Annotated in this window: 32 protein-coding genes and 1 tRNA gene; 27 read left to right on the top strand and 6 right to left on the bottom strand. The window is 40.4% G+C overall.

The window, feature by feature from the left end:
* Positions 1 to 441, bottom strand: a 441-nt coding sequence (locus tag ACTB00_RS12915; RefSeq protein WP_463300335.1) for a hypothetical protein, incomplete at its 3' end; no start/stop codon positions are given.
* Positions 442 to 721: 280 nt separating this feature from the next.
* Here ACTB00_RS12915 and ACTB00_RS12920 point away from each other — a divergent pair.
* Genes ACTB00_RS12920 through ACTB00_RS12950 form a run of 7 tightly spaced genes read left to right on the top strand, consistent with a single transcriptional unit; the run spans position 722 to position 5,620 of the window.
* Entirely contained in the window at positions 722 to 1,384 is a 663-nt protein-coding gene (locus ACTB00_RS12920) for a metalloregulator ArsR/SmtB family transcription factor (RefSeq protein WP_463300336.1), read from the top strand.
* A gap of 27 nt (positions 1,385 to 1,411) precedes the next feature.
* Positions 1,412 to 2,521, top strand: a complete 1,110-nt coding sequence (locus ACTB00_RS12925) for a porin (protein WP_463300337.1) — start codon at positions 1,412 to 1,414, stop codon at positions 2,519 to 2,521.
* An 11-nt stretch (positions 2,522 to 2,532) separates the two neighbouring features.
* Positions 2,533 to 3,681 carry a cysteine desulfurase family protein gene (locus ACTB00_RS12930; protein ID WP_463300338.1) on the top strand — a complete coding sequence of 383 codons (1,149 nt, stop codon included), beginning with the start codon at positions 2,533 to 2,535 and terminating at the stop codon, positions 3,679 to 3,681.
* A gap of 19 nt (positions 3,682 to 3,700) precedes the next feature.
* Positions 3,701 to 4,117, top strand: a complete 417-nt coding sequence (locus ACTB00_RS12935; protein WP_463300339.1) for a DsrE family protein — start codon at positions 3,701 to 3,703, stop codon at positions 4,115 to 4,117.
* A gap of 9 nt (positions 4,118 to 4,126) precedes the next feature.
* On the top strand, positions 4,127 to 4,564 hold the full coding sequence (locus ACTB00_RS12940) for a DUF302 domain-containing protein (protein ID WP_463300340.1): 438 nt from the start codon (positions 4,127 to 4,129) through the stop codon (positions 4,562 to 4,564).
* 35 nt (positions 4,565 to 4,599) lie between these two features.
* Positions 4,600 to 4,956, top strand: a complete 357-nt coding sequence (locus ACTB00_RS12945) for a DsrE/DsrF/TusD sulfur relay family protein (protein WP_463300341.1) — start codon at positions 4,600 to 4,602, stop codon at positions 4,954 to 4,956.
* Between the two features lie 10 nt (positions 4,957 to 4,966).
* Positions 4,967 to 5,620, top strand: coding sequence for a class I SAM-dependent methyltransferase (locus tag ACTB00_RS12950; RefSeq protein ID WP_463300342.1), 654 nt, complete (start codon positions 4,967 to 4,969; stop codon positions 5,618 to 5,620).
* 541 nt (positions 5,621 to 6,161) lie between these two features.
* Here the strand turns inward: ACTB00_RS12950 and ACTB00_RS12955 are convergent.
* From ACTB00_RS12955 to ACTB00_RS12975, 5 genes are read right to left on the bottom strand one after another with little or no spacing between them, the layout of a single operon-like run.
* The gene (locus tag ACTB00_RS12955; RefSeq protein WP_463300343.1) at positions 6,162 to 6,338 is read right to left on the bottom strand and encodes a hypothetical protein; all 177 of its coding nucleotides are present in this window, start codon (positions 6,336 to 6,338) and stop codon (positions 6,162 to 6,164) included.
* Complete coding sequence (locus ACTB00_RS12960) at positions 6,339 to 6,719, bottom strand: hypothetical protein (RefSeq protein WP_463300344.1); 381 nt, start codon at positions 6,717 to 6,719, stop codon at positions 6,339 to 6,341.
* Positions 6,712 to 6,876: a hypothetical protein gene (locus tag ACTB00_RS12965; protein WP_463300345.1), complete on the bottom strand. Its 165-nt coding sequence runs from the start codon at positions 6,874 to 6,876 to the stop codon at positions 6,712 to 6,714. Before ACTB00_RS12965 ends, ACTB00_RS12960 begins: the two co-directional genes overlap by 8 nt.
* Positions 6,877 to 6,895: 19 nt before the next feature.
* Positions 6,896 to 7,351 (bottom strand): hypothetical protein, encoded by a 456-nt coding sequence (locus tag ACTB00_RS12970; protein ID WP_463300346.1) that lies wholly within the window; start codon positions 7,349 to 7,351, stop codon positions 6,896 to 6,898.
* Positions 7,352 to 7,375: 24 nt separating this feature from the next.
* On the bottom strand, positions 7,376 to 8,092 hold the full coding sequence (locus tag ACTB00_RS12975; RefSeq protein WP_463300347.1) for a S24 family peptidase: 717 nt from the start codon (positions 8,090 to 8,092) through the stop codon (positions 7,376 to 7,378).
* A gap of 168 nt (positions 8,093 to 8,260) precedes the next feature.
* Here ACTB00_RS12975 and ACTB00_RS12980 point away from each other — a divergent pair, with 168 nt between their 5' ends.
* The 20 genes from ACTB00_RS12980 (at position 8,261) to ACTB00_RS13075 (ending at position 19,864) form a co-directional block, all read left to right on the top strand.
* Positions 8,261 to 8,539 (top strand): helix-turn-helix domain-containing protein, encoded by a 279-nt coding sequence (locus ACTB00_RS12980; protein WP_463300348.1) that lies wholly within the window; start codon positions 8,261 to 8,263, stop codon positions 8,537 to 8,539.
* Between the two features lie 5 nt (positions 8,540 to 8,544).
* Positions 8,545 to 8,724: a hypothetical protein gene (locus tag ACTB00_RS12985; protein WP_463300349.1), complete on the top strand. Its 180-nt coding sequence runs from the start codon at positions 8,545 to 8,547 to the stop codon at positions 8,722 to 8,724.
* A gap of 1 nt (position 8,725) precedes the next feature.
* Entirely contained in the window at positions 8,726 to 9,277 is a 552-nt protein-coding gene (locus ACTB00_RS12990; protein WP_463300350.1) for a response regulator transcription factor, read from the top strand.
* Between the two features lie 84 nt (positions 9,278 to 9,361).
* Entirely contained in the window at positions 9,362 to 9,673 is a 312-nt protein-coding gene (locus tag ACTB00_RS12995) for a hypothetical protein (RefSeq protein ID WP_463300351.1), read from the top strand.
* Between the two features lie 28 nt (positions 9,674 to 9,701).
* Positions 9,702 to 11,651 carry an AAA family ATPase gene (locus tag ACTB00_RS13000; RefSeq protein ID WP_463300352.1) on the top strand — a complete coding sequence of 650 codons (1,950 nt, stop codon included), beginning with the start codon at positions 9,702 to 9,704 and terminating at the stop codon, positions 11,649 to 11,651.
* A 16-nt stretch (positions 11,652 to 11,667) separates the two neighbouring features.
* A complete protein-coding gene (locus ACTB00_RS13005; protein ID WP_463300353.1) occupies positions 11,668 to 12,633 on the top strand; it encodes a hypothetical protein in 966 nt (321 codons plus the stop codon).
* Positions 12,634 to 12,636: 3 nt separating this feature from the next.
* Complete coding sequence (locus ACTB00_RS13010; protein ID WP_463300354.1) at positions 12,637 to 12,927, top strand: hypothetical protein; 291 nt, start codon at positions 12,637 to 12,639, stop codon at positions 12,925 to 12,927.
* Positions 12,928 to 12,933: 6 nt separating this feature from the next.
* Positions 12,934 to 13,239: a hypothetical protein gene (locus tag ACTB00_RS13015; RefSeq protein WP_463300355.1), complete on the top strand. Its 306-nt coding sequence runs from the start codon at positions 12,934 to 12,936 to the stop codon at positions 13,237 to 13,239.
* On the top strand, positions 13,236 to 13,973 hold the full coding sequence (locus ACTB00_RS13020; protein WP_463300356.1) for an MBL fold metallo-hydrolase: 738 nt from the start codon (positions 13,236 to 13,238) through the stop codon (positions 13,971 to 13,973). The genes ACTB00_RS13015 and ACTB00_RS13020 overlap by 4 nt, the downstream gene beginning before the upstream one ends.
* A 2-nt stretch (positions 13,974 to 13,975) precedes the next feature.
* Positions 13,976 to 14,251 (top strand): hypothetical protein, encoded by a 276-nt coding sequence (locus ACTB00_RS13025; protein ID WP_463300357.1) that lies wholly within the window; start codon positions 13,976 to 13,978, stop codon positions 14,249 to 14,251.
* Positions 14,252 to 14,552: 301 nt separating this feature from the next.
* Positions 14,553 to 14,678: transfer RNA gene (locus tag ACTB00_RS13030), tRNA-OTHER, on the top strand.
* A 22-nt stretch (positions 14,679 to 14,700) separates the two neighbouring features.
* Complete coding sequence (locus tag ACTB00_RS13035; RefSeq protein WP_463300358.1) at positions 14,701 to 14,925, top strand: hypothetical protein; 225 nt, start codon at positions 14,701 to 14,703, stop codon at positions 14,923 to 14,925.
* The gene (locus ACTB00_RS13040) at positions 14,922 to 15,329 is read left to right on the top strand and encodes a hypothetical protein (RefSeq protein ID WP_463300359.1); all 408 of its coding nucleotides are present in this window, start codon (positions 14,922 to 14,924) and stop codon (positions 15,327 to 15,329) included. The genes ACTB00_RS13035 and ACTB00_RS13040 overlap by 4 nt, the downstream gene beginning before the upstream one ends.
* Before the next feature lie 11 nt (positions 15,330 to 15,340).
* Positions 15,341 to 15,565, top strand: a complete 225-nt coding sequence (locus tag ACTB00_RS13045; RefSeq protein WP_463300360.1) for a hypothetical protein — start codon at positions 15,341 to 15,343, stop codon at positions 15,563 to 15,565.
* A 19-nt stretch (positions 15,566 to 15,584) separates the two neighbouring features.
* A complete protein-coding gene (locus ACTB00_RS13050; RefSeq protein ID WP_463300361.1) occupies positions 15,585 to 16,136 on the top strand; it encodes a hypothetical protein in 552 nt (183 codons plus the stop codon).
* An 11-nt stretch (positions 16,137 to 16,147) separates the two neighbouring features.
* Positions 16,148 to 17,818, top strand: coding sequence for an SNF2-related protein (locus ACTB00_RS13055; RefSeq protein WP_463300362.1), 1,671 nt, complete (start codon positions 16,148 to 16,150; stop codon positions 17,816 to 17,818).
* 2 nt (positions 17,819 to 17,820) lie between these two features.
* Positions 17,821 to 18,381, top strand: coding sequence for a hypothetical protein (locus ACTB00_RS13060; protein ID WP_463300363.1), 561 nt, complete (start codon positions 17,821 to 17,823; stop codon positions 18,379 to 18,381).
* Entirely contained in the window at positions 18,378 to 19,037 is a 660-nt protein-coding gene (locus tag ACTB00_RS13065; RefSeq protein WP_463300364.1) for a hypothetical protein, read from the top strand. Before ACTB00_RS13060 ends, ACTB00_RS13065 begins: the two co-directional genes overlap by 4 nt.
* 10 nt (positions 19,038 to 19,047) lie before the next feature.
* Positions 19,048 to 19,404 (top strand): hypothetical protein, encoded by a 357-nt coding sequence (locus tag ACTB00_RS13070; protein WP_463300365.1) that lies wholly within the window; start codon positions 19,048 to 19,050, stop codon positions 19,402 to 19,404.
* Positions 19,388 to 19,864: an ASCH domain-containing protein gene (locus ACTB00_RS13075; protein WP_463300366.1), complete on the top strand. Its 477-nt coding sequence runs from the start codon at positions 19,388 to 19,390 to the stop codon at positions 19,862 to 19,864. The genes ACTB00_RS13070 and ACTB00_RS13075 overlap by 17 nt, the downstream gene beginning before the upstream one ends.
* Positions 19,865 to 19,866 lie beyond the last annotated feature (2 nt).

Consider the following 19,866-nt stretch of genomic DNA (forward strand, 5'->3'; position numbering starts at 1 on the left):
GTCTGCCGCAATCCGGTTGTCGGAAACCAGTTTGAAGTCGATTTTACTTTTGGGCTGGAGGTTATTGAGCACAAGGTTCAGGTTCTCACGGTCCGTTTCCAAAAAGCCCAACTCCGAAATGACGATACCGTTCATGTTGGACCGGGTGAAATGAAAGCACGAGTTGAGTTCATTGGCTTGCAAGCGTTTTGCTTCGTAGTATGCTCCCATTAAAACCAGCATAATGAAGAACACAACGCTTAAACCAATGGAATACATAACCGCCTTTTCGTCCGAGTATCCCAGTCCCCATAATACCGTCAAAAAAATTACCGTCAGGAAAATCCAAATAGATACGATCATGGAAGTATGGTTTCGAAGGATCCTGTAATAAAGCAGCTTCCTGATCCTTAAATCCAACAGGTATAAAATCTGCCCGGCTTTACGTATTAGTGCATCCATTTTCTGTTTTCTTTGTTTTCAACAGCCCTGGTGACGAAAGATTAAACTTAATAAATAAAACAAATGCTGTCAAATGAAAATTGCGCCGGTGGTGCGGGTTGGTGGATTTTGGGTTGAATTGGGTGGGGAAAAATTTGGAGAATGATGGAGAATAAAGAGAACTGAATGCATATTGGTTTTAGTTAACTAATTTATTTGCCGGGATATTTGTCAATTATTCAATATATCTCTTGAATCATTGAATTAAGAGATTATCTTTGTCGAAAATAAAACGAAGAAAATGAAAGGACGTGAATTCAAAGATGCCATGTACGATGGGCTTGCAAAATTGATGAAAGCCCTGGCCAACCCCGCTCGATTGGAAATCATCGAGATGCTTTCTCAAGGTGAAAAGAGCGTGGAAGGGGTTGTGGCAGCCACCAACCTGACAGTGGCCAACGCCTCGCAACATTTGCAAGTTCTAAAAAACAACAACATTGTAAAATCGAGAAAAGAAGGACATTACGTTTATTATTCCCTTGTGAATAGCGAATTTCTGGCGCTTTACCAGCACATTACGAAATATGCCACTACCGAAATTGCCGAACTGGAAAAAACGTTGAACCGGCAGCGTGAAGACAATAAAGCACTCAACTCGGTAAGCCTTGACGAACTGGAAACGATGATTCACAACAAAAATGTGTTGCTGATGGATGTCAGGCCCTCGACAGAATATGAGTTCGACCACATTACCGGGGCGGTTTCCGTGCCGATGAAAGAGTTGTTGTGCTGCCTGAAAGATTTTTCGAAAGAGCAGGAAATTATTGCTTATTGCCGCGGGCCATTTTGTGTTCTGGCCGATGAGGCGGTGAGGGTACTTTCCGAAAACGGGTTTAAAGTCAGGAGATTGGACGAAGGTTATCCGGAATGGAAAATGAGGCAACTGGAAAAAGAAAACCGGTAAAATTCATCAAGCTAAAAATTTCTCACAATGAAAAAATGCCTGGCCATATTCGTTGTTGTTGTGTTCATTTCGCCCAATAAAGGTGAAGCTCAAAGTAAAATTGAAATTGGTTTTTGGACCCAGGCCTGTTACCAACAGGTTGAAAATGGAAAAGGAGACCACAACCTGAATGACTTCATGCTCCGCAGAGGCTATCTTTCAGTCAAAGGTCAGCCCACTGCCTACCTTAGCTTTTTTACCCACATTGCTGTTGACCGGTTTGGCCAAGATGGCTTGGACAATCCGTCAATGGGGCTTGGCACGGGTTTGACTTTCCGTGATTTGTGGATCACCCTGGACCTGGATGAAAGTTTCAAGGTTCAGGCAGGCAGAATGTACGTTCCACTTACCCGGAACTACGGTACCACGTCCACCAAGTCGCTTTTAACCACCGACCTTTCGTTTATGCAAGGTGGAATTCGAGGCGGGATTTTTTATACCAGCAAAGTGGGGAGGGATGATGGAGTCACTATCTGGGGCAATCCGTTCGATGGCTTATTTCAGTACCGGTTAATGGTTTCCGAAGGAGTGGAAAGCAGCATCAACCCGGAAGATAATTTGCGTGTGGTTGCCCGAGGGGTTTTCAATCTGCTGGAACCCGAAACAGGCTGGTTTAACCAGGGGACTTACCTTGGGCAGAAAAAAGTGATGAGTATTGGCGCTGCTTTCGATTCGCAAAACAACCTTACCCTGAATAACGAGCCGGGACAGGACAATTTTATATGGACCATGGATGCGTTTTTTGACCATCCCGCCGGCAATGGTGCGGTAACAGCAGAAAGTGCTTACATCAACCTTAAAAACAGTACCCAGGCGAACAATTTTGCGCAGCTTGCCCCTTCCGATGATGCCGATTTTTTTTACATCCAGGCCGGCTATTATTTTAATACGCCGGTTGCTGTGGGAAACATCCAACCCTATTTCCGATACGAAACAGTTTCAATAGAACAAAAGGATAATACCAGCATTTTCAGCGGCGGGCTCAATTATTATCTCAAAGGGCACAATGCTAAACTCAGTCTGGATTATACAATGATTGATTATTCAGAATTTGAAAACCAAAATATTTTTACCGTCCAATTGGCAGTAGGAATCTAAATTCAAAAAGAATGAGCGTACCAATTTATCTTGATTACAACGCCACCACGCCCATCGCTCCGGAAGTGGCAAACGAAATATTACCTTACATTCACTCGCATTTTGGAAACCCTTCGAGCAGTTATGCCATTGGAAGGAACAACAGGGAAGCCATTGAAAAGGCGCGAAGGCAGGTGGCAAATCTTATCGGCGCGTTGCCCGAAGAAATTATTTTTACCAGTGGTGGCACCGAATCGAACAATCACGCCATCCGGGGAGCTGTTTTGGCAAATCAGCAAAAAGGCAAACACATGATCACATCGCAGGTGGAGCACCCGGCAGTGACGGAGGTTTGCAAATCCCTGGAAAAACAGGGTTGCGAAATTACCTGGCTCCCGGTTGATGCCTTCGGGAAAATAAATCCGGCAGACGTTGAAAACGCGGTGCGTCCTGATACCGTGCTGATTTCCATCATGCACGCCAACAATGAAGTGGGCACCATTCAGCCTTTAAAAGAAATTGGAGAACTGGCCAAAAAGCATGGCGTGATTTTCCATACCGATGCTGCCCAATCGCTTGGAAAAATTGAAACCGATGTCAATGAACTGAATGTTGATTTGCTCTCGATTGCGGGACATAAATTGTATGCACCAAAAGGAATCGGTGCTCTGTATATCCGGAATGGAGTGAAACTGGAAAACCTGATTTTTGGAGCAGGACAGGAACGTGGATTGCGCCCCGGAACCGAAAATGTACCTTATAGCGTTGCACTGGGCAAAGCCTGTGAATTGGCCAACAAAAATCTGGATGGGAACAAACAGCATCTGTTTCAAATGAGGCAGCGCCTGTTGGATGGGTTAAAAGACAAAGTGCGGACCGGAATAAAGCTGAATGCCGACCTGGATAATTGCCTGCCCAATACCTTGAGCATTGCCTTTGAAGGAGTGGAAGCACACACGCTGGCGTCATTTATCAGCAGCCGGGTGAGTTTTTCCACCGGTTCGGCCTGCCATGCCGATTCTGTTGAAATATCGTCGGTGTTAAAAGCCATGCAAACCGACCGGAAAACAGCGGCCGGAACAGTACGAATTTCAACGGGAAAATTCACCACAAAAAAAGAAATAGACCACGCTATTGAAGCCATTTCAACAGCTGTAAATCAACTTAGTCACGCAAAATAACCTTTAAATGATACATGCAATGAAAAAAATAATTTTCTCTCTCGCCATCGTTTTACTGTTTCTGTCAAACGGCTTTTCGGCATCGGGTAATTCGAAACCTGAGCAGTATTCTCCCACATCCATCGGAATGGTGATTTATTCCAACGATATTGAAACCGTATGGAATGCTTTCAGGCTCGCCAATCACTCAATAAATCAGGGTGACACGGTTCAGGTTTTCCTCCTTGCAAAAGGGGTGGAAGTTGATAATCTGGTGAAAGAAAACGAAGATTTGGAAGAACAGGTGGACAAGTTCCTGGAAAAAGGAGGAAAGATTCAAGGCTGCGGGACTTGTTTGCAAAGCCGCAATATGGATGGACCCCAAATTTGCACTTTTTCATCGATGGCCGACTTATACGGAATCGTGAGAAAAAATAAAATCGTATTAACTTTTTAAAAGCAAATTATGCTACAAAAATTGATGAAGGCAGCCATGCCAGCGGAAAAAATGATTGAGATGTTTACCCATAATATTTCAAGTAAACAACCCATAGAAAAAGTAACGGAAAAAGTACAGGCAGCGTGTGAAGAAAATAAATTCGCATTGCTTCAAACTTATATTTATCACGAAATAGTTGAAAGCAAAGGTTTTCCAATCAACCGCAAAGTTTGGGTGTATGAAATCTGCCAGGCTAAAACAGCTGCAGCAATGTTAACCGGATTTCCCCATTTCTCCATTTTCATGCCGTGCAAACTGGCTATTTATGAAAACAACGGGGAAACCATAATCTCAACCATGAATATGGGAATTATGCTCGATGCAATAAAATCCAATCCTGAACTATTTGCTGATGCCAACACCATGTTCAGAAAATTAAAAGAATTGATGGAATCCATCTCATAGAATATTATTTATACATCATTTAAAAATACATTAAAATGCAGAAAATTTTGATTTTAATTAACGACGGACCTTACGGAACAGAAAAAGCTTATAACGGAATCCGCTTGGCGAACCAACTGAACAAAGCCCACGAAGATGTGGAAGTTCGGATTTTCCTGATGGCCGATGCAGCGTCCTGCGCCGTAGCCGGGCATACTACGCCCAACGGCTACTACAACATCGAACGAATGATGAAGTACTCCATTAAAAAAGGCGCCAAAGTAAAAATTTGCGGTTCTTGCGCCGATGCCCGTGGATTAAAGAATGCTGAGCTTATTGAAGGAACTGAAATCAGCACCATGGCCGAATTAACTGAATGGGTAGCAGATAGCGACAAAGTGATTACCTTTTAAAAACTTGGTGATGAAGCAAAATCCGTTCGACACGCTTACTTCAGAATACGAAGCCTGGTTTGTTGAAAATAAAGTCCTTTTTCAATCGGAGCTGCTCGCCTTGAAGCAAGTGGTTCCGGCTGATAAAAAAGGAGTTGAAATTGGTATTGGCAGCGGCATTTTTGCCGAACAACTCGGTATCCGGTTTGGCATTGACCCATCAGAAAAAATGTTGGAATATGCCCGGCAAAGAGGGTTGGAGGCGCAAAAAGGTGTTGCCGAAAACCTGCCTTACGAAAACGACTCCTTCGACTTTGCTTTGTTTATTACCTCCATGTGCTTTATTGATAATCCAGACTTGGCTGTGAGAGAGGCATACCGAATTCTGAAAAACGAGGGGGAAATAATTATAGCAAGCCTGGATAAGGAAACCCGTTTTGGAAGATTTTTGGAAAGCGAGCAGAAAAACAGCCAGTTTTACAAACATGCCCACTTTTTCTCTGTCCCCGAAGTCATCGAGCTCCTGGAGAATAACAAATTTAGGGTTACCCAAACCGTTCAAACCCTTGAAGATCCGGCGACACAACGAGTCGAAAATCCGGTAGAAGGTTATGGGAAAGGCAGTTTTGTTGTCATTAAAGGGGTGAAAGAACAGTCAGGAATCAGCATGCTCACAATTTTTTGATGAAACTCGAATTGCTCCATCGCAAATTTCGACCAGTGGGAGGTAACCAGTAAGGAAGTAATAAGCTTTTAATTCTCTCTGGCGACTTTATGTGTGAGAATACATTTTTTCGCATGACTTTGTGCCTATAGCCGAATTTCTTTGCATTTTAAAAACGTTAACCCACCCAATACAGTTATTTGCATTTGTAAAATATGCAGCATCATGACAATGAGTCACGGATAGGCTGTTGAATAGTGTCTTCCTGTAGATAACGGGGATAGAAGTATTTTTTTGGAAAAGCTGGTTGAACAGGCTTAAACTTACGCGAATCTTCGGACGGTCTAACAGCTTTCACCTACAGTCCAATTTTGTTGTACCCATGTTGTACCCGGGCCAAAAAAAAAGGAGCTAGATATTGGTCTAACTCCTTGATTTTCAATCTGTCGGGATACCAGGATTCGAACCTGGGACCCCCTGCTCCCAAAGCGTCTGGTCGACCTTTGTAATTGGCTGTATGCATGATAGTTGAAAAATACATAATTAGTTGTTCAAAGATATTTCAAGTACGACTCGTATTTTTGTGGTCTCCGATGATCCGTTTTAACCGGATTATTTCATTCTCCTGCAATGCAATTTCCTGCTCCATTGCGCTATTCTTTTGTAATGCTTCCTGCAGTTGTTTTCTCAGTGAAGCAATCATGATATCTTTAGAATCGACTGTATTTCGACTGTTCATTTAATTCAGTATTAATACATTATTCATCTTCGATTCCAGGTCGTAGAAATAGACCCTTCTTATTTCTTTGATCTGATCAACAACCGAACACATATGATTCTGCTTATTATCCTGCAAGGCATAAAAAATACGAGTTTTATCACAGTGCGATTGATACCGTTGGCCATCGAACTCAACAGCTGAACCCCGCCAATCTACAACTCGCCAAAAAAGAAGATTGAAATACTCCCACTTTTCTAAGAGCTCCTCTTCCCTCTCGATTGATAAAACATTTGGATTACCCGGCTTGAAGTTTTCAAACTCACGAGCAAGATTCAAAACCCGTCTAAAGTATTTCGACCGACTTTGAGGAAATAATATCTTGATTTGAAAGCTATCCATCTTTCTCCTTGTTCTTTTCAAATGTTTCTATGAGCCGATCAGGGATCTTTACCTTAGGCCGCTTATAAAAATAAGCCTCATCCAATAGATCAAACATATCCTCAGGCATTAACCTGAAAAGATCAGTCTGGTAGTATTCGGAAACTGACACTCTCATCGCACCCTGATTATAACTTCTAATTAATTAATTCAATGGCCAGACCACTTATTTCAAAGTCTGTAGAGCCACTATGCCCGGTACTTGTCAACCTTATATTAATGACGCCGTCTGCTCCAATTTCTTTAGCTTCGTCGTATAAAAGGTCAAGCACTTCTTGAACCTCCCACTGCTTATATTTTCCCTTCTTAATAGTGTATGAAGAATAAATAGGATTTTCATCCGATCCGACTCCTGGATTATCTATCTGATTTGGAGATTTACCATCTTTGGTTGTATAGCCTGATTCGCATTCAATCATAATATCACCAAGTGCTTTGTATGATTCCCCAATTGTAGTTGTACTCATCAAAAAACCTTGATCAGCATAAGGTCTGAAATCAAGGAGATAAGTATTTTTCGAATAATATTTAGTTGTTGTGCAACTTGTAATAGTTATAAAAACTGTAAAGAAAAATAGTAAAAATAGTTTCATAGTAATTTTGGTTATTTATATGTTTTAAAGTTGCTTTCTGGTAATCTTTCCTTTTATTGTATAAAGGTTAAGAATTGATTCTTTCGGAATAACAGTGTCCCCTTTGAAGTTCGGATTGGATGCTCTAAGGATAATTTTGTCCTCATCATCATGAGGATAAAGCAATTTTACTGTCTTCATATTATTAGCAATCTCGTTTGTGATTATCAAATAAGCTTCACCCCAAAGTATTATATCTGGATTATCTACCTTTTTAACTGCAACAATTTCACCGCTAGCGTAAGTTGGGAACATGCTGTCTCCCCATACAGGGAGGTAGGCAGTACAATCATTAAATGGCTTAAAATCTACGTAAAACTCTGGCTCTTCCATAACGTCGGTAAAGCTTTCTTTTATTGATGCTGTAATGTCTATATCATAATAGGGAACAGCCTTTATAGTTGTGGTATGCAGAAGTTCAGGTGGTAGTTTGTCAATATCAGGTAAATAATCTTCATTTATCATTTTACCCTTCCCGGTGACAAGCCAACCTGAATTTAGTTCTTCAAACGCGTTTGATATATCCTGAATTATATCATAGGAAGGTTTGGCTCCATCTTTCTTCAACCGATTAATTTTTTCAGGCGAATCATATCCAAGGTTCTTTTTTGCAAATTCAGACACATTCTTAATGTTGTAGAATTCAATTATTTGCAAAATTCTTTCAAAGAAGTTTGAGTTATTTTTCAATTTTGTTTGCATTTATCAAACTTGTTTGTTTATCTTTACACCAAGTAAAAACCAAGAGCGCACCGCTCAATAGTTTTTACAAGATCAAAAAACGGGAGGCAATCCACGACGGCAATCTGAAAATTGCCTCCCTACTTGATTATTCAATCAATAAGATTCAATAACCAATATTCAAATATAATGAATAAACAGAATGTAAATCCAAAAATCCGCCCAAATGTTGAAAATCTACCATTTGTGGAGTATTACAATGCGCTAAAGGATGAGCCAAAAACAAACCCCAACAATCCATTAACACCGCTTGACGAGTTTCTTTTTGTTGCTGCTCAAAAAACAGGGAAACACCCCGGGAGCATTCGTAGGTGGGCATATGGCACAGCTAAACCTAACCTTCTGGAAAAACAGGCAGTGGCCAGGCTCCTCAAGTGTGATGTAGAACCTCTTTTCCCTGAAAATTAGGCATTATGAAACCACAAAACAGATCAACTGATGCAAGCCTAACCTCTAAAAGGAGTCAATTCATCAAGTCTATGGGCGAAGAGGCTTATTTGAAATCGTTCGAAAATCATCTCAAAGAGCAGCAGCTGACCAACGAGCAAAAATTTGAAGAGTACTACAGAACCAGACAAACAATCATCAGCTGACATGAAAAACATTGAATTTTACATTACCCCAAAAGGAGACGTTATGATTCACTCTGAGAAAGGCGTTAGACAGCTCAAAGTAAGCGATAGGCAGTTCATCTCATCAATGATGAACATTATAGATGAATTCTATCCCCAATCATTAACAGCTTTATCAAAAGTTTATGAGAAGCTGAAGTCAGTACCTGGGTTTTATGAATTTCACATCGCTCGCAGATTCATCAAATGCAATTTTGGAAAGTATGACAGTATATTGGATATTGACCAGTTCGGGAGCCTGAATTTTGAGGAAATAGAGTGTCCGCTTAGGGGAGAATGTCCGGTTGAAGGAATCGTTTGTAAGCCGAAGTTCAACTCTAAGCTTACAGATAGAGAACTTGATGTAATGCAGCTCTATTATGAAGGAATTAAACCGGAGGAAATAGCTGAACAAACATGCCTCTCAGTATCAACAGTCAAAACCCACAAACGAAATGCATTCCGAAGAGTGAATGTTCACTCAATAGCTGAATTCTTTTCCTACGCAAAACAGCACAATTTATTCGAACATTAACAGCACAGCCCTGCGAAGCGTCGCAATGGTGTTAAGAACATATTTTTTCAACTCGCTTATCTCAACTCAAATTAACAGTGCAAAATGGATGATAAAATTGACAAAAAGGTAGAAAAGGCTTTTGCAATTGGAATACAAGTAGGAGTCATCAATCTAGCCAAAGAGCTTGGGCTCATAGAAGAAAACATTAGTGAAAAACAAGCAAATACAATCTATGGAGAAAAACAAGTGAAAGAATGGCGCAGAAAGCGCTGGATAGTCGGTTATCCATCCGGCAATAAAACAAGAGCAAAGTATTACTACAAACGATCTGAATTAGAAACCGCAAGCCGGATGCTTGACATGCAAAATGTTATACCGGCCACAAAAATCAAGCAAATTATAGAAAACAGATAGTCTCAGTAAAAATCAAAAGAATCAAATCATGAAACAGGTAAAAATTAAAAAGCTGATCCTTCACAATTTCAAAGGGATCAAGGATTTCGAGACCGTTTTTAACGGTACCACCAAGATTTTTGGTGACAATGCCACCGGAAAAACAACCCTTGTTGATGCCTTTACATGGCTTCTATTTGGGAAAGACTCAACAGGGAGGAAAGATTTCTCTATCAAAACATTTGATGCGAACAACCAACCGATTCACAAGCTAGACCACGAAGTTGTCTGTGAATTTGATGTAGATGGTGAGGATATGATCCTTAAACGTGTTTATCGCGAGAAATGGGTTACCCGTCGCGGATCAAGCGAACCGGAGCTCCAAGGCCATGAAACGCTATTCTACTGGAACGATGTGCCAATGCAGGCCGGTGAATTTCAAAAGAAAGTCGATCAGGTTATTTCGGAGGATACTTTCAAAATGCTTACATCTCCTTTCTACTTTAACACCCTAAAATGGCAGGACAGAAGAAGCATTTTAACGACCATTGCCGGAGATGTGTCCGATCAGGATATCGCATCAGGAAACCTTGAGTTTTCGGCTCTCATTGAAAATATGGGAAATAAAACCCTTGACGAATTCAAAAAGGAGCTGGCAGCCAAAAAGAAAAAGCTGAAAGACGAACTGAAGCAAATTCCTGCTCGAATTGACGAGGTTACCAGAAACACGCCTGAAGCTAAAGACTGGGCTTGGATTGAGGACGAAATTAAAACGGTTGAGAAAAACATCGCTATCATCGATGAGCAGCTTCAGGATTCATCAAAAATTTTTGACGATTTCTACAAAAAGAAACAGGAGCGCCAACAAAAGATCCATGTAATAAAATCAAAAATCTCTGACATTGAACATGAAGGCCGGTTGAAATTCAATAATCAGGTCAAAGAGAAAAATGAATCAATTGAAAATGCGAAATCAGAAATCCAAAGGATCAACAGAAAAATTGAAACCGGAGCCAAAGAAATCAAAGATCTGCAGGAAAGGATTAAGACCTATCAGGATGAGCAGAACCGATTGCGCCAAGAATGGGGAAAAGTAAATGAAGAGGAATTTCCAGGGTTCGGCGATGAAGGCAATTTCAAATGTCCCACATGTCAGCAAGACCTTCCAACTGAAACTATCGAAAGCAAAAAAGCTGAAATTAAAGTGAACTTCAATGCTGAAAAAGAAAGAAAGCTTGCCGATATATCAGCTCAAGGAGTAGGCTACAAGATAAAAATTGAGAATACACAAAAGGATATTGGACAGCTTCAGTCTGTAGACTATGAATCACAAATTAAAGCTCATGAGGCTGTCATTAAAGAATGGCAGGAAAAACACCTTGAGTCTGTTCAAGCATTGATTTCTGGAAATGTTGACTACGAGCGATTGAAGAAGGAACTTGAAGAATTCGAGAAAGAACCAGTTGAAGAAGAAGCTCCGAAGGTTGACAACTCAGGCCTGAAAGAAAAAAAGACAGCTCTCAATTCTACTCTTGACGGATTAAAAAAGAACCTAAACTCAAAGTCACAGATTGAAACCGCTGACAAACGGAAGAAACAGCTTCTGGATGAGGAAAGAAAATACTCTCAGCAGCTGGCAGAATTGGAACAATCCGAATTCACAATACAGGAGTTCACGAAAGCCAAGGTTGATCTACTTGAAGCAAAAATCAACAGTCTATTTGAAGGTGTGAGATTTCGGATGTTCGACACACAGCTGAATGGGGGACTGATTGAGTGCTGCGATACGATTATTGATGGCGTGCCTTGGCTTGATGCGAATAACGCTGCAAAGATTAACGCAGGAATAGAAATCATCAACGTGCTTTCAAAACACTACGAACAAGTCGCTCCTATATGGATCGACAATGCGGAAAGTATCACCAAAATTACGGACTCAGAGGCTCAAAAGATCGAACTATACGTCTCAGAAGCTCACAAAGAATTAGAAGTCGCATAATTAAAAATCAAATCAAATGAAAGCTGAAAGTAATGAAGTGGCGGTAAGACAACAATCCGCCCCAGTACAATTTAATTTTTTTGACAATAACCACTTCGCAACAATGCAAAGGGTTTGTGGTATGTTCTCTTCAAGCGAACTGGTACCTAAAATGTATCAAACAAGTGAGGTTGGCAAGGAAAAAGCAGTGGCAAATTGCATGATCGCAGTTGAGACCGCTCAACGCATCGGCGCCAGTCCACTAATGGTCATGCAGAATATGTATATAGTACATGGCCAGCCAGCATGGAGTGCAAAATTCTTAACGGCTACGGTTAACGGTTGCGGTCGGTACAACTCCATTAAATACAAATGGGAGAATCTCGGAAAACTTGGGAAGGTTGAATATACAGATTATGAGTATAAAAACAACCGAAGAGTGCCAGTTACCAAGCATTTTGACGCATCCGGACTGGATAATTGGCAATGCATTGCTTATACGACCGAAAAAGGAACCAATGAAAAATTGGATTCAATTCCTGTTTCTCTTGAAATGGCCATTAAAGAAGGTTGGTATACAAAATCCGGTAGTAAATGGCAAACCATGCCAAAACTGATGCTTCAATATCGGTCTGTTACTTTTTGGACTCGTGCATACGCACCGGAGCTTTCCATGGGAATACGAACAGAAGATGAAGTTAAGGATATTATCGATGTTCCTTATGAAGAAGTCAAGGAAACCGAAAAAAAGAAGAACGCTAACCAAAAGGAGGTTTCTATTCCTGTAAATGAACCAGAATCCAGTAAGTCTGGAAAGGCGGAAGATACAAAAGAATCTCTCTCTCAAGTCACCGTGAAGTCAATTGATGAAGCGAAAAAATTCTTAGTGGATGATTTGGGAGTGTCACAGACTGCAATCGGTGATGAAGCTTCTATTTTATCAATAGCCAAGGAACATGACATTGAGTTAACAATCGAAAAACAAACCGGCCCCGGATTTTAAGCTATGGAATATCATTTTAAAGTTGAAACCAAAGAAGCTGGGCAAAGACGCCCATATGGTGATTCTTATTATCACTATATCGTCAAGAACGAAAGTAAAACCCAATATCATGAATCTATAATTAAGAATTTCTGTGTTGGCTTTTTGAAGCCTGCTATATCAGAAAAACTTAGAAGAGAGCGTATGGAAAAAGAGGGTTTTGGATCAGCGACATTTGCCTCCTACTGGACTGTTTTTAGACAGATTGATGATAGAACATTTGAATACAAAGTTACTCAACCTTCAACGCATTAATAAGCTATGGAAAAGAAGTTTTCACAAGGATTGTGGGAAAGGATTGGAAACACAATAGTTGTCGGTAAAAAGACAATTGCTGTAGCTACTAAATGTGATCCTAAATCAAATTATGCAAGGGATGGCAAATACCCCTATAATTTCGATGAGGTGGAAGCCAATGCAAAACTACTTTATTCAGCTCCTGAACTTCTAGAGTGTTGTTTGACTGCCAAAGCAATGTATGAAGCTCAAGGAATAACTGAAGATAGTAGAATTGGTGGATCACAACTCAAAGAATTGAATTTAGTCATCAAAAAAGCGACAGAATGAAACTCAAAGTACTCGGAAGCTCCAGCAAGGGCAATAGCTATCTACTTGAATCTTCATCTGGTCAAATACTGGTCCTTGAGGCCGGTATTCGGCTGGCGGAGATAAAAAAGCAAATTGAATTTAAAATCATGGACATTATCGGTTGCCTGATAACTCACGAACACGGCGATCATGCCGCATACGCCAATCAGTTCACCGAAGCTGCGATTGATGTTTATTGTTCGAAAGGAACAGCGACCAAATTCAAGCCACATCACAGGATTAATACAATTACGGCTTTGGATTCCGTGCGCATAGGAGAGTTCAAGGTAGTCCCTTTTAACGTGATACATGATGCTGCTGAGCCTTTCGGGTACTTAATCAATCACCCGGAATGTGGTACGACCCTATTCCTTACTGACACTTTCTATTCTGAGTTCACATTCAAGGGCTTAAACAACATCATTCTTGAAGTGAATTACGATGTGGATATTCTTGATGCAAATATAGAATCAGGACGCTTAGCTCCATCGATTAAGAGTAGAATAATTACCAGCCACATGAGCATTCAAACAGCTCTGGAATTGCTAGAAGCAAATGACCTTTCAAAGGTTAACAACATCGTCCTAATCCATCTCTCTGACGGCAACAGCCATGAAATCAACTTCAAAAAAGAAATCGAAGTTGCGACGGCTAAAACTGTAACTGTTGCTGATACCGGAACTGAAGTATTACTCAATAAGACACCATTTTGATCATGATGTACAGATTCTCACTAAGAAATCAAGCAAAAATTGCAAAGGCTTTGGGTGAAGACTATTTAAAGCTATTACTCGACTCTTTAGAGGCGTACTTCTGTGATAGAACTTCTCCTATTGATGAAGTAGGAGAAGTAAAAGACAACAAGACAACAGGCCGCATTTACATCTTTATTCCATCTGTTGCAAGCAATTCTGAAATAGAGTTTCAGTTCGCAGTGATACGAAAAACTTTCGACGTGTATAACCTAGCTTATTATAGTTCAGTGGGCTAAACCAAATATATTATGGACAAACTTATCAAATTACAAAGCAGAATATTCTCATTACTATTCTTAGTTCTAGGTATCGCCGAGTTTATCGGATTCCTTTTAGAGGGGAAAAAGCATTGCCTATATGCCTTCTTGTTCATGATGATGCTGGCACTAATATTACATATTGACTACAAAAGAAATTAATAAATGCCCACGGACGGCTCAAACCCGGAGTTCTAACAATTCATAGCTAATGTACTTTACGGTTGTTAAGTCATTGGCATATCGACAAGACAGCCTCCCAGGACCATGGGAGGCAAACGGAGTGGTGGCGAAATTGGTAGCCGCTGAAGCAATATGCTGCAATCACCCATGATGAGAGGGGAACTTGTTTGGGACTTTCATAAGTAGAACAACCCTCGTGCTGGTTCAAGTCCAGCCCACTCCACAATCACATTAACCAAAAAACTATGAGCAATTTCAAAACTATTGATGTGCACGGCAAAAAGCACGTGGTAAAGAACGCGAAAAGGGTTACATCACATTTCACAAGTAACGGTGAAAAGACTGAGTTAATACCCGAGGCCAATTACAGAGGAACCGGCATGTGTCTTTGTGGTATTCTAGGCGCAAAGCAAAAACTATCCGACTTCATATACAACTACAAATACAAAGGGAAAAAGCAGATAGTATGAAGCTAACAATTACACCTCCACAGCAAATCATTGAAGAGCTCACATCTATTGACAGCTTTCTTAACATCACTCAAAGTGAGGATGCTGAAGAAGCACAGGAAAGAGGTAATCAACTGTCTACCTACATGGCCAGAACAGGCAAACTATTGGCCGATGCGAAACATCATTTGAATACAGCCTTAAAAAGTGACTTGATGGAAGTTCTACGCGATAATGCAAAACGGGCTAACGTCAGCCATAAGGCAACAAACACGCTCATTGACTGCCTGTGTAAGGATCAGCGATATCTCGTTGACTGGGCAGAAAGAAACAACCGCTCAGCAACACATCAGCTCGACTGGTGTCGGACAGTAATCAGTAAAGCAAAAGAAGAAATGCGCCTTGCAGGAATGCAACGGACTTAATACTAAAATTTATGATACGAGTAAAGAAAGTGATCCTTCGCAATACTTCTATTATGCTGAAGGACGAAAAAAACTTAGAAGAATTCAGGGGGCAGCTGGCGGAGTTGCTTGATGTTGATTTAACTCAAGTAACATTCACTCACGATGAACTGGCAGGATACCTGGAGGAAGATGATCCTTGTTTGAAAACAATCAAAAAGCTTAAAGAAGCGCCTGTTAATAAAAATGTCTCATAATCAATTAATAGAAATTAATATGGAAAACGTACGTAACGAAATTAAAAAAGTAAGCCTCAAGAATGAGAGGCTTGATGTCACCTTCTCGCAAGAGTTTTTGGAAGATAACTATTCCGATGAAGTCACCAGAAAATGCAGCCAAATAGTGCATGCTGACTTTAAAGCGGCACTAGACACGCTTAAAAAGCACCTTGTAATAATCTGTGAGCAGCCAGAGGCTAACGATATTCTTGATGCTGGAGTCGATAACTACGATGTCGAAAAGCTGGATAATTATGTTGTTACAGGTTATTCAACCGGCGGATCTGATGAAGATGCCGGAGTTACTATCATCGGACAAAAGCTCCTTAAATCCGGCAAAGTAGTAAATATCAATGCTCCATTCACTAAATATGAGGACTTTGACACATACAAACACGGAACTGAATTGAGTGGGGATATTTATTCCTGTAACAATGAAGTTGTCGAATATCTTTTCAAAGGGAAATGGGGAATTAAACAGCAGGAGTTTGACTTTGACGTTCCCGATGAAGCCATGACCGAAACGACTTCAGATACAGAAGCTGCCTAAATCAAAAAATCATGGATATTAAACTCGAATCAACAGGCAACTATACAGTCAGCTTTAATTATAAGCCAGGATTGGTTAATATGGTTAAACAGATTCCGGGAAGATCTTTCAATCCAAAAACTAAAAATTGGATTGTACCAAGAACTTCAAAACCTCACTTAGAGGCCATGGCAAACCGGATAGTAAGCTTCGAGAGAGTAAGGTGGGTGAATGGTAGGGTCGTGGAGCAATTGCCAGGAAGGGATCTCAAGATTCCAGAAATGCCAAAACTGAATATTGACCATGGGCTTAAAATTGAGCCCTATCCTTATCAACTAGAAGGAATAGCCCGAGGACTTGAGTTAAAAAGGTTCATGAATACTGATGAACCAGGCTTGGGAAAGACTTTGCAGAGTATTGCAACGGTAAACATAGCAGATGCTTTCCCCTGCCTGGTTATTTGTCCAAGCTCTTTAAAGATAAACTGGGAACGCGAGTGGCATAAATTCACAGACAAAAAAGCGATGGTGCTGACAGATAAGGTCCGTGATAACTGGCCTTTCTTCTGGAAGACAGGATTACACCAAGTGTTTATCGTAAACTATGAAAGTTTGAAAAAATATTTCGTTAGTTATATCAAACCATCAAAGCGGTTCACCCTGCGCGATGTTGTGTTCAACGAGTCAGTAAAGCTATTCAATTCTGTTGTTATCGATGAGAGCCATCGCTGCAAATCTACTTCCACCCAACAAGCGAAGTTTGTCAAAGGTATAACGAAAGACAAAGAGATGGTCATCGAATTAACGGGCACCCCTGTTGTAAACAAACCTAAGGATCTAGTATCACAATTATCGATCTTAAACAAATTGGAAGAGTTTGGCGGATATAGATACTTCGTACAACGTTATTGCTCCGGGCCAAACGAGGCATCAAATCTCAAAGAGCTTAACGCTCTGCTTTGGCAAAAATGCTTCTTTCGCAGAGAAAAGTCAGCTGTATTGAAAGACCTCCCGGATAAGATCAGACAAGTGCTTACGAATGACATAACAAACCGAAGAGAATATAAGGAGGCTGAACGCGACCTTATTCAATACCTCAGGAAATATAAGGAGGCTGATGATGACAAAATCCAGAAAGCGCTCAAGGGTGAGGTTATGGTTCGAATTAACATCCTCCGTCAAATTTCTGCCAGAGGAAAGGTTAAAGCTGTTTCCGAATTCGTGAAGGACTTCATGGAAGAAGGACAAAAAATTGTACTATTCGCGTCACTACATGAGGTGGTTGATCAACTGAAGAGTATTTTCCCAAGTGCAGTATCTGTAACAGGCCGAGAGACATCAGAACAGAAGCAAATGGCTGTAGACGCATTTCAGCGCAATCCAAAAACAAATATCATTATTTGCTCCATTCGTGCAGCCGGTGTTGGCTTAACTCTTACGGCTGCTTCAAACGTCGCTTTTGTTGAATTCCCTTGGACTTATGCCGACTGCTGTCAATGTGAGGATAGATGTCATCGGATCGGCCAGAAAGATAGTGTTACCGCTTATTATTTCCTTGGAAAGAATACTATTGATGAAAAGGTCTACAAGATTATCCAGATAAAGAAAAACATTGCAAATGCTGTAATGGGAGCGACAGACAACATTGATGAAAACATTGTTGACATGGTCGCCAATATGTTTAATGACGAAATTGAGGAATAAAAATGGATAAAAAACAAAACACAGATCATATTACTGTCTCCATCCACATGAAAGTAGATGGAAAACTCATGAATATGAAGGAAGTCACCTACGAACGTGGCCGTGAAACAGGTGGCTTTACCCTTGATAGTTTAGCGAGGCTGCTATTTATGTGGGAGCATAGATTTAGTTCAGGATCAACCTACCTAATGGATGGGCTACTACAGGAAGCAGAAAAAAAGCTTCCCAAGGAGGATAACGAAACAGCCCAGTCCGTATTTGAAAAATACTGGATTAATTGGGAAAAGACAATGAATGAAGAATTTGAAAAACTAAATCAAGGCGATAATGAATCTGAATTTCCCTTATGGCCAGAAAAGAACGATTTTCTAATATTTGAGATTTGGCAGCTACTACACAACTTCTCTCGTAATACAATGCCTGTGAAATATGGTTTCCTCTATTGGTTTCACAAATATATCATGCACTCTGACATCAATGAGTATTTATCCGACTTAAACAATATACCCGACTTTATAAAAGAAATTGTGGATGAAAAAATCATAGATCAAAAAAAGAAATGAAATCAATCTACATCAATATCCTCTCTTGGCTCTTATTTCATGCAAACCAGAAGCCGAGTCCAGAGTTCTACGAAATCAAAAACAGGATCCTGTCTAAGTATGGAAAGCACATCTGCTACGATGTTCAATTTATTGAAGGCAAAGAATGCTGGTCTTGTGGAGGTACCGGAATCCACAAACATTACAGCTGGTACGATGGAAAAGTAACAGACATTGATGCTTGCTGGAACTGTAACGATGGATGGTATAAACTTCCCGTTTGGAATATCCTTTCCCGGGTTCAATTTGGAAAATACGACAGCTTTCATCAACCATGGAAACGAGTATATGAAAAGCCTGATATCACTAATCAAATCATTGAAGGCTACATCGAGAAAACTCCCGACAAATACAGTTCGTTTGCATTAACAATCCTCTTTCTGACCTATGAAAAAGGATATCTGAAACGATGGTATAAGTCGCAAGGATTAGGCTATTACAGCAGCTGGAAATCTCCGTCCAAATTCATTAATAACATCATTCACATCTTAAAGAAAAAAGGCGATGCTATCCCATTCATGGACAGGAGACGAAATATTGAGCGACGCCGGATTGAAAGGCAAATAAAGCACCCGAACTATTATCCGAATACAGAAACAGATGACTTACCATTCTAAAAATCAAATCATGAGTAAAACAGTGAACACCGTGAACGTGGGTGATCAGATTTATCATCCAATAGTCGACGAAATTGAAGAAATACCTATCTCTGAAATCAGAAAAACTTCTGAAGGTATATTGATTGGGACTAAAACGTATGGATTAAAAATTAATGACTCCTCATCTAATGCGGCAATATCCCGAGAGGTGAAATTCGAATCCTATAAGAGCGGGCGATACTTTTTGAATATAGAAGATGCTAAAAAGTACCAGAAACACCTCCAAGAAAGGCGTCTAAAATATCTGCAAGAAGAGGCAAATAAAGCTTTGCAAACATTGAACGAATTCACACTTAAATATTTTACAAATGAAAACAATCATTAAATGTCCTAACTGTACAAAAGTGCAAGCAGTTAAACCCGGAATGGTTAACTGCTCAACATGTAATTTCCGTTTCAATACGGAGAGTCGACAACCTCTTAGAGCGCTTTCAATTCAACAGCCTTGGGCTTGGGCAATCCTTAACGGGTTGAAAGATATAGAAAACCGGAAATGGACAACAACATTCACTGGTCAAATACTCATCCATGCCGGCCAGAAATTCGACAATGAAGGCCTTAAGTTCATTAAAGATATGAATCCGGATATTGAGATCCCGACAGAAAAAGAGTTCAAAAAAATGATGGGTGGCATTGTTGGCAAGGCTGTTATTACAGGATGCGTCGAAGAAAGCGATTCTCCCTGGTTTTTTGGTCCTTTTGGATTTACGCTGGCTAATGCTAAAGCGATCGATCTGATTCCCTGCAAAGGACAGCTTAAATTTTTCACACCTAAAATCGACTAACC

Source organism: Sunxiuqinia sp. (genome assembly GCF_055140945.1).

Excerpts from the sequence above, each read along its gene's own strand:
- ACTB00_RS12920 (WP_463300336.1), top strand. The coding sequence starts at position 722 with ATGAAAGGACGTGAATTCAAAGATGCCATGTACGATGGGCTTGCAAAA.
- ACTB00_RS12925 (WP_463300337.1), top strand. The coding sequence starts at position 1,412 with ATGAAAAAATGCCTGGCCATATTCGTTGTTGTTGTGTTCATTTCGCCC.
- ACTB00_RS12930 (WP_463300338.1), top strand. The coding sequence starts at position 2,533 with ATGAGCGTACCAATTTATCTTGATTACAACGCCACCACGCCCATCGCT.
- ACTB00_RS12935 (WP_463300339.1), top strand. The coding sequence starts at position 3,701 with ATGAAAAAAATAATTTTCTCTCTCGCCATCGTTTTACTGTTTCTGTCA.
- ACTB00_RS12940 (WP_463300340.1), top strand. The coding sequence starts at position 4,127 with ATGCTACAAAAATTGATGAAGGCAGCCATGCCAGCGGAAAAAATGATT.
- ACTB00_RS12945 (WP_463300341.1), top strand. The coding sequence starts at position 4,600 with ATGCAGAAAATTTTGATTTTAATTAACGACGGACCTTACGGAACAGAA.
- ACTB00_RS12950 (WP_463300342.1), top strand. The coding sequence starts at position 4,967 with ATGAAGCAAAATCCGTTCGACACGCTTACTTCAGAATACGAAGCCTGG.
- ACTB00_RS12955 (WP_463300343.1), bottom strand. The coding sequence starts at position 6,338 with ATGAACAGTCGAAATACAGTCGATTCTAAAGATATCATGATTGCTTCA.
- ACTB00_RS12960 (WP_463300344.1), bottom strand. The coding sequence starts at position 6,719 with ATGGATAGCTTTCAAATCAAGATATTATTTCCTCAAAGTCGGTCGAAA.
- ACTB00_RS12965 (WP_463300345.1), bottom strand. The coding sequence starts at position 6,876 with ATGAGAGTGTCAGTTTCCGAATACTACCAGACTGATCTTTTCAGGTTA.
- ACTB00_RS12970 (WP_463300346.1), bottom strand. The coding sequence starts at position 7,351 with ATGAAACTATTTTTACTATTTTTCTTTACAGTTTTTATAACTATTACA.
- ACTB00_RS12975 (WP_463300347.1), bottom strand. The coding sequence starts at position 8,092 with ATGCAAACAAAATTGAAAAATAACTCAAACTTCTTTGAAAGAATTTTG.
- ACTB00_RS12980 (WP_463300348.1), top strand. The coding sequence starts at position 8,261 with ATGAATAAACAGAATGTAAATCCAAAAATCCGCCCAAATGTTGAAAAT.
- ACTB00_RS12985 (WP_463300349.1), top strand. The coding sequence starts at position 8,545 with ATGAAACCACAAAACAGATCAACTGATGCAAGCCTAACCTCTAAAAGG.
- ACTB00_RS12990 (WP_463300350.1), top strand. The coding sequence starts at position 8,726 with ATGAAAAACATTGAATTTTACATTACCCCAAAAGGAGACGTTATGATT.
- ACTB00_RS12995 (WP_463300351.1), top strand. The coding sequence starts at position 9,362 with ATGGATGATAAAATTGACAAAAAGGTAGAAAAGGCTTTTGCAATTGGA.
- ACTB00_RS13000 (WP_463300352.1), top strand. The coding sequence starts at position 9,702 with ATGAAACAGGTAAAAATTAAAAAGCTGATCCTTCACAATTTCAAAGGG.
- ACTB00_RS13005 (WP_463300353.1), top strand. The coding sequence starts at position 11,668 with ATGAAAGCTGAAAGTAATGAAGTGGCGGTAAGACAACAATCCGCCCCA.
- ACTB00_RS13010 (WP_463300354.1), top strand. The coding sequence starts at position 12,637 with ATGGAATATCATTTTAAAGTTGAAACCAAAGAAGCTGGGCAAAGACGC.
- ACTB00_RS13015 (WP_463300355.1), top strand. The coding sequence starts at position 12,934 with ATGGAAAAGAAGTTTTCACAAGGATTGTGGGAAAGGATTGGAAACACA.
- ACTB00_RS13020 (WP_463300356.1), top strand. The coding sequence starts at position 13,236 with ATGAAACTCAAAGTACTCGGAAGCTCCAGCAAGGGCAATAGCTATCTA.
- ACTB00_RS13025 (WP_463300357.1), top strand. The coding sequence starts at position 13,976 with ATGATGTACAGATTCTCACTAAGAAATCAAGCAAAAATTGCAAAGGCT.
- ACTB00_RS13035 (WP_463300358.1), top strand. The coding sequence starts at position 14,701 with ATGAGCAATTTCAAAACTATTGATGTGCACGGCAAAAAGCACGTGGTA.
- ACTB00_RS13040 (WP_463300359.1), top strand. The coding sequence starts at position 14,922 with ATGAAGCTAACAATTACACCTCCACAGCAAATCATTGAAGAGCTCACA.
- ACTB00_RS13045 (WP_463300360.1), top strand. The coding sequence starts at position 15,341 with ATGATACGAGTAAAGAAAGTGATCCTTCGCAATACTTCTATTATGCTG.
- ACTB00_RS13050 (WP_463300361.1), top strand. The coding sequence starts at position 15,585 with ATGGAAAACGTACGTAACGAAATTAAAAAAGTAAGCCTCAAGAATGAG.
- ACTB00_RS13055 (WP_463300362.1), top strand. The coding sequence starts at position 16,148 with ATGGATATTAAACTCGAATCAACAGGCAACTATACAGTCAGCTTTAAT.
- ACTB00_RS13060 (WP_463300363.1), top strand. The coding sequence starts at position 17,821 with ATGGATAAAAAACAAAACACAGATCATATTACTGTCTCCATCCACATG.
- ACTB00_RS13065 (WP_463300364.1), top strand. The coding sequence starts at position 18,378 with ATGAAATCAATCTACATCAATATCCTCTCTTGGCTCTTATTTCATGCA.
- ACTB00_RS13070 (WP_463300365.1), top strand. The coding sequence starts at position 19,048 with ATGAGTAAAACAGTGAACACCGTGAACGTGGGTGATCAGATTTATCAT.
- ACTB00_RS13075 (WP_463300366.1), top strand. The coding sequence starts at position 19,388 with ATGAAAACAATCATTAAATGTCCTAACTGTACAAAAGTGCAAGCAGTT.